Annotated in this window: 1 protein-coding gene; it reads left to right on the top strand. The window is 68.1% G+C overall.

Translation table 11 applies throughout. From position 1 onward, the window contains the following. A partial coding sequence (locus Q8S38_RS00305) for a DUF3458 domain-containing protein (RefSeq protein ID WP_305678416.1) occupies positions 1-1,454 on the top strand: 1,454 nt, incomplete at both ends.

Below are 1,454 nucleotides of genomic sequence, written 5' to 3'. Positions count from 1 at the left end.
TTCGCCAACATCGAGTCGGTGGTGGGCCACGAGTACTTCCACAACTGGACCGGCAACCGGGTGACCTGTCGCGACTGGTTTCAACTCTCCCTCAAGGAGGGGTTGACGGTGTTTCGCGACCAGGAATTCTCCGCCGACATGAGCAGTCGGGCGGTGAAGCGGATCAACGACGTGCGCATCCTGCGCAACGGCCAGTTCCCCGAGGATGCCGGGCCCATGTCCCACCCGGTGCGCCCCGACAGCTACGAGGAGATCAACAACTTCTACACCGCCACGGTCTACAACAAGGGCGCCGAAGTCGTGCGCATGATCCACACGCTGCTTGGGCGCGAAGGGTTTCGCAAAGGCATGGACCTCTATTTCAAGCGCCACGACGGCCAGGCCGTCACCTGCGAGGATTTCGTCGCCGCCATGCAGGATGCCTCCGGCGTCGACCTCACCCAGTTCCGCCGTTGGTATGCCCGTGCCGGCACGCCGCGTCTCAAGGCCGAGGGGGCATGGGATGCAGCGGCCCGTCGCTACACGCTCACCCTCGCGCAAAGCCTCGCACCCACCGCCTACGAACAGCGCCTGGCGGAGGCGGGCATGCCAATCGTCGAAGGCCCGCTGCACATTCCGGTGGCGCTCGGCCTGGTGCTGCCCGACGGCACGGACGCGCCGCTGCGCCTGACCTGCGAGAACACGCACGCCGGCACCACGCGCGTGCTGTCGCTCACCGAGACCACACAAACCTTCGTCTTCGAGGACATCGCGGCGGCGCCGGTCGCCTCGCTGCTGCGCAACTTTTCCGCGCCGGTGCAGCTTGATTTCGAGCAGACCGACGCCGAGCTTGCCCACCTGATGGCGTACGACGCCGATGCGTTCAACCGCTGGGAAGCAGGCCAACGCCTCGCCACCCGCGTGCTGCTCGCCGGCATCGCGGCCGGTGGCGAGGGTGCCGGCTGGATCCCCGCAGACTTCGTCGCCGCCTGCGGCCGCGTGCTCGACGCCGGCCTCACCCACGACCCTGCGCTCGCCGCCGAAGCCTTGGTGCTGCCGGCCGAGCAAGTGCTGGCCGAGGACGTAGCCGGTCGCGGTCAGATCATCGACCCCGAGGCGATCCACCGTGCACGTGTCAGCCTGCGGCGCCACCTGGCAATGCAATTGCGCGACCGCTTCGAGACCGTGTGGACCACGCTCTCCCCGGCCGAACCCTACGCTGCGGACGGCGCCCAGGTTGGCCGCCGCGCCCTGCGCAATCTCTGCCTCGGCTATCTGGCCGAAAGCGACAACGCTTATCTGCGCGACGCCGTGATGCCGCGCCTGCTGGCCCAGTTCGAAGCCGGCGGCAACATGACCGACGTCATCGCGGCGTTGGGCACGCTGGCCCACCTCGACCTGCCCGAACGCGAGACTGCGCTGGCGGCGTTCTACGCGCGCTGGCAGGGCGAAGCGCTGGTGGTCGACAAATGGCT

The organism is Allobosea sp., from assembly GCF_030695125.1.
In the GTDB taxonomy this organism is placed as follows: Bacteria; Pseudomonadota; Alphaproteobacteria; order Rhizobiales; family Beijerinckiaceae; genus Allobosea.
The sequence above is the reverse complement of the archived record's forward strand: the minus strand, read 5'-3'. Positions and strand labels throughout refer to the sequence as shown.